The sequence below is a fragment of the Campylobacter concisus genome (assembly GCF_003048605.1).
Lineage (GTDB): Bacteria > Campylobacterota > Campylobacteria > Campylobacterales > Campylobacteraceae > Campylobacter_A > Campylobacter_A concisus_BM.
The window spans coordinates 1-5,652 of the sequence record NZ_PIRX01000014.1 but is presented as its reverse complement, the minus strand read 5'-3'; the positions used below and the strand labels follow the sequence as shown (position 1 = coordinate 5,652).

Sequence of the window (5,652 nt, the reverse complement as noted above, 5' to 3'; positions counted from 1 at the left end):
GATTAATAATATAAGAATTAAAAGCAGATTAACAACAAAGCCCGCAACGACCTACTTTTCCAACATCCCAGTAAGGGAGAGTATCATCAGCCAGGACGAGCTTAGCTTCTTGGTTCGAGATGGAGCAAGGCGTTTCCTCGTCTGTATAGTCACGGGCAGTGTTAAATAAAAGATATAATAGATAAATCTCTTATTTAACACTACTAGATAAAGTTAAAAGTCATAAACAAAGTTTTATAAAAAACATATCTTATTAAGTTTTTACCCTTAACAAGGAAGTGATGCTTATTAAAAGATAAGCAGACGAGCTATTAGTACTGGTCAGCTAAAGGACTTTCATCCATTACACACCCAGCCTATCAAACACATAGTCTATATGAGCTCTTAAAAGAAGATTCATCTTGGAGTTGGCTTCCTGCTTAGATGCTTTCAGCAGTTATCACATCCCAACATAGCTACCGAGCGGTGCCCTTGGCAGGACAACTCGTACACCAGTGGTTGGTTCGACCCGGTCCTCTCGTACTAGGGTCAACTCTCCTCAATCTTCTTGCGCCCACGGCAGATAGGGACCGAACTGTCTCACGACGTTCTGAACCCAGCTCGCGTACCGCTTTAAATGGCGAACAGCCATACCCTTGGGACCTGCTCCAGCCCCAGGATGCGATGAGCCGACATCGAGGTGCCAAACCTCCCCGTCGATGTGAGCTCTTGGGGGAGATCAGCCTGTTATCCCCGGGGTACCTTTTATCCTTTGAGCGATGGCCCTTCCACACAGAACCACCGGATCACTAAGACCGACTTTCGTCTCTGCTTGACGTGTATGTCTCGCAGTTAAGCTGGCTTATGCCTTTATACTCTACGAACGATTTCCAACCGTTCTGAGCCAACCTTTGTAAGCCTCCGTTACATTTTGGGAGGCGACCGCCCCAGTCAAACTACCCACCAGACATTGTCCTACTTGAGGATAACTCAAGCTAGTTAGCTATCAGAATAAAAAAGAGCGGTATCTCAACAATGGCTCACCATAAACTGGCGTCTATGGATCAAAGCCTCCCGCCTATCCTGCACATTTTTATCCCAATAGCAGTGTCAAGCTGTAGTAAAGGTCCACGGGGTCTTTCCGTCTTGCCGCGGGTAGGAGGAATTTTCACCTCCACTACAATTTCACTGGATCCCTCTTCGAGACAGCTCCCATCTCGTTACGCCATTCATGCAGGTCGATATTTAATCGACAAGGAATTTCGCTACCTTAGGACCGTTATAGTTACGGCCGCCGTTTACTCGGGCTTCGATCAAACGCTTCGCAGAGCTAACGTCATCAATTAACCTTCGAGCACCGGGCAGGCGTCACACCCTATACATCCTCTTACGAGTTAGCAGAGTGCTGTGTTTTTGGTAAACAGTCGGGAGGGACTCTTTGTTGTAACCTTCAATGCTTACGGAGTAAATCCTTCACAAAGTTAGGCACACCTTATACCGAAGATACGGTGCTATTTTGCAGAGTTCCTTGAAGAGAGTTCTTCCACGCGCCTTAGAATACTCATCCCACCCACCTGTGTCGGTTTACGGTACGGGCAACTATAACTAAACTTAGAAACTTTTCTTGGCTCGACAGTATCAAGGATTTACGATTCATTCCGAAGAATTTCACGCACCTGTAAGGCCTCGGCTTAAAGGAATTCGGATTTGCCTGAATTCCAACCTGCGCCTTTCGACCAGCATACCATCCACTGGCTCCTCTAACTCTAAGCGTCCTTCCATCGCACATTATAGTTGGCATTGGAATATTAACCAATTTTCCATCGCATACCCCTTTCGGACTTTGCTTAGGACCCGGCTAACCCTACGATGACGAGCATCGCGTAGGAAACCTTGGGTTTACGGCGTTGGGGATTCTCACCCCAATTATCGCTACTCATGCCTGCATGCTCACTTGTATTCGCTCCAGCACTCCTTACCGGTATACCTTCAACGCAAATACAACGCTCTCCTACCACTTAGTAAAACTAAGTCTAAAGCTTCGGTACTCATTTTAGCCCCGTTATATTTTCCGCGCAGAATCACTAGACCAGTGAGCTATTACGCTTTCTTTAAAGGATGGCTGCTTCTAAGCCAACCTCCTGGTTGTTTAAGTAACTCCACATCGTTTTCCACTTAAATGAGATTTAGGGACCTTAGCTGTTAGTCTGGGTTGTTCCCCTCTCGACGACGGATTTTATCACTCGCCGCCTGACTGCCATGATTACACACTAGGTATTCGGAGTTTGATAGGGTTTGGTACATTGGTGTATGCCCTAGCCCATTCAGTGCTCTACCCCCTAGTGTTACTACATGACGCTATACCTAAATATATTTCGGAGAGAACCAGCTATCACGATGTTTGATTGGCCTTTCACCCCTATCCACAAGTCATCCCATAGCTTTTCAACGCTAGCGGGTTCGGTCCTCCACCGGCTCTTACACCGGTTTCAACCTGCTCATGGATAGATCACATCGTTTCGGGTCTGCAACGTCTGACTAAACGCCCTATTAAGACTCGCTTTCGCTACGGCTCCGGGTTTCCTTAACCTTGCCAGACATCACAACTCGCAGGCTCATTATGCAAAAGGCAGTCCATCACCCTGATAAATCATAGGGCTCTGAATGATTGTAAGCAAATGGTTTCAGGTTCTATTTCACTCTGATCACCTCAGTTCTTTTCACCTTTCCCTCACGGTACTTGTGCACTATCGGTCTAGTAGTAGTATTTAGGGTTGGATAGTGGTCTACCCAGCTTCAGACAGAATATCACGTGTTCCGCCCTACTCAGGATACTGCTAAGTAAAACAAAGCTTTCATATACGGGGGTATCACCCTCTGTGCCTAACCTTTCCAGGTTGTTCTATTAGCTAAGTTTAGTCTATATTGCAGTCCTACAACCCCACTAGTAAACTAGTGGTTTGCCCTCTTACGCGTTCGCTCGCCGCTACTAGCGTAATCTCTTTTGATTTCTTTTCCTGAGGGTACTAAGATGTTTCAATTCCCCTCGTTCGCTCCGTTATACGGTAACTAATATCTCTATTAGTTGGGTTGCCCCATTCAGAAATTCCCGGATCAAAGCCCCTTGACGGCTCCCCGAGACTTATCGCAGCCTGGCACGTCTTTCATCGCCTCTACTAGCCAAGGCATCCACCACTTGCTCTTTGTAGCTTACCTTTTCTATATTAGATTATTCTAATTCGCATCACTTCCTTGTTAAAGATAACTTTATGTTACTACATTTAAATTCTAGCTCTCAAGACGGAAAGCATTGACTACTATTTAGATAAGTTTTAAATCCTAAATAGATTGTGATGTCAAACTTTTGCATTAAATGCAAAGAGAATAGAAATTTAAATCTTTAACAAGTCCTGTAAAATTGTTTTTAAAACTTGCTTGTGACTATTAACAATATTAATTAAAAGAACATTTAGACTTCGCAGACTAGCAAGCTAGCCTTTACGACCAAAGAGTTGCACCCTTTGGAAACCCCTAAAGCACAAAGTTGCTTTCGGCAACTTTATAATCAATAAAGATCAAGTACGCTTAAAAGTCTAAAGTAAATGTTTCTTAAAACACTTAATATAGACTTTTGCTGTTAAACTATTTTATGGTGGAGAATAGCGGGATCGAACCGCTGACCTCCTGCGTGCAAAGCAGGCGCTCTCCCAGCTGAGCTAATTCCCCAATTAAATTCTCTGGTGGGCCTAACAAGACTTGAACTTGTGACCTCACCCTTATCAGGGGTGCACTCTAACCAGCTGAGCTATAGGCCCCTATAGGTCTATCAATCTTTCAAAACTAAACAAGGATGATTGAGAATATCTTTCTTATAGATATCTTGTGAGAGAATATCTATATGTACTCTAGAAAGGAGGTGATCCAACCGCAGGTTCTCCTACGGTTACCTTGTTACGACTTCACCCCAGTCGCTGATTCCACTGTGGACGGTAACTAATTTAGTATTCCGGCTTCGAGTGAAATCAACTCCCATGGTGTGACGGGCGGTGAGTACAAGACCCGGGAACGTATTCACCGTAGCATGGCTGATCTACGATTACTAGCGATTCCGGCTTCATGGAGTCGAGTTGCAGACTCCAATCCGAACTGGGACATATTTTATAGATTTGCTCCATCTCGCGATATTGCTTCTCATTGTATATGCCATTGTAGCACGTGTGTCGCCCCGGACATAAGGGCCATGATGACTTGACGTCGTCCACACCTTCCTCCTCCTTACGAAGGCAGTCTCATTAGAGTGCTCAGCCGAACTGTTAGCAACTAATGACGTGGGTTGCGCTCGTTGCGGGACTTAACCCAACATCTCACGACACGAGCTGACGACAGCCGTGCAGCACCTGTCTTAACATTTCTGCAAGCAGACACTCTTCTATCTCTAGATGATTTGTTAGATATCAAGTCCGGGTAAGGTTCTTCGCGTATCTTCGAATTAAACCACATGCTCCACCGCTTGTGCGGGTCCCCGTCTATTCCTTTGAGTTTTAATCTTGCGACCGTACTCCCCAGGCGGTATACTTAATCCGTTAGGTGCATTACTGCCAAGACTAGCTTAGCAACAACTAGTATACATCGTTTAGGGCGTGGACTACCAGGGTATCTAATCCTGTTTGCTCCCCACGCTTTCACGCATTAGCGTCAGTTGAGTTCCAGCAGATCGCCTTCGCAATGGGTATTCCTGGTGATCTCTACGGATTTTACCCCTACACCACCAATTCCATCTGCCTCTCCCTCACTCTAGATTATCAGTTTCCCAAGCAGTTCTATGGTTAAGCCATAGGATTTCACAAGAGACTTGATAATCCGCCTACGCGTCCTTTACGCCCAGTGATTCCGAGTAACGCTTGCACCCTCCGTATTACCGCGGCTGCTGGCACGGAGTTAGCCGGTGCTTATTCGTTAGGTACCGTCATTGTTCTTCCCTAACAAAAGGAGTTTACGCTCCGAAAAGTGTCATCCTCCACGCGGCGTTGCTGCTTCAGGGTTTCCCCCATTGAGCAATATTCCCTACTGCTGCCTCCCGTAGGAGTCTGGACCGTGTCTCAGTTCCAGTGTGACTGATCATCCTCTCAGACCAGTTATGCGTCATAGCCTTGGTGAGCCATTACCTCACCAACTAGCTGATACAATATAGCCTCATCCTACACCGAAAAACTTTCCCTATCTAACTTATGCTAGAGAGGTGTATAGAGTATTAGCAGTCGTTTCCAACTGTTGTCCTCTAGTGTAGGGCAGATTAGCTATACATTACTCACCCGTGCGCCACTAACTCATAAGAGCAAGCTCTTACTCGTCCGTTCGACTTGCATGTATTAGGCACGCCGCCAGCGTTCACTCTGAGCCAGGATCAAACTCTCCATATTAACCTTCTTTAGCGTAAAGCAAAGCTTTACTAAGAAGCAACACTAAAGACTAAGATTGCTAATGCAATCTAGTAATAATGTTTTTACTAAAATTGCTTTTAGTATTTATTATGAAGTTTTTAATCAAAAAAACTTTTAATTTTTATATTAGTTTGTCTAATCTATTATTTAATCATAATAGACTGGCTCAATCGATCACTTGTTTAGATTTCAAAGATTGACTAATAGTTTAACAATTGTAAGTTAAAAGAAC

At 44.8% G+C, this 5,652-nt stretch carries 2 tRNA genes and 3 rRNA genes; all 5 read right to left on the bottom strand.

What is annotated here, in order from left to right:
* Positions 1-38: 38 nt before the first annotated feature.
* Positions 39-157, bottom strand: a 5S ribosomal RNA gene (rrf, locus tag CVS86_RS09735).
* 134 nt (positions 158-291) lie between these two features.
* Positions 292-3,195 (bottom strand): 23S ribosomal RNA (locus CVS86_RS09730).
* A gap of 434 nt (positions 3,196-3,629) precedes the next feature.
* A tRNA-Ala gene (locus tag CVS86_RS09725) sits at positions 3,630-3,705 on the bottom strand.
* A gap of 12 nt (positions 3,706-3,717) precedes the next feature.
* A tRNA-Ile gene (locus CVS86_RS09720) sits at positions 3,718-3,794 on the bottom strand.
* A 94-nt stretch (positions 3,795-3,888) separates the two neighbouring features.
* Positions 3,889-5,399: ribosomal RNA gene (locus CVS86_RS09715) — 16S ribosomal RNA — on the bottom strand.
* Together the 16S, 23S and 5S rRNA genes with 2 tRNA genes alongside form the textbook arrangement of a ribosomal RNA operon.
* Positions 5,400-5,652 lie beyond the last annotated feature (253 nt).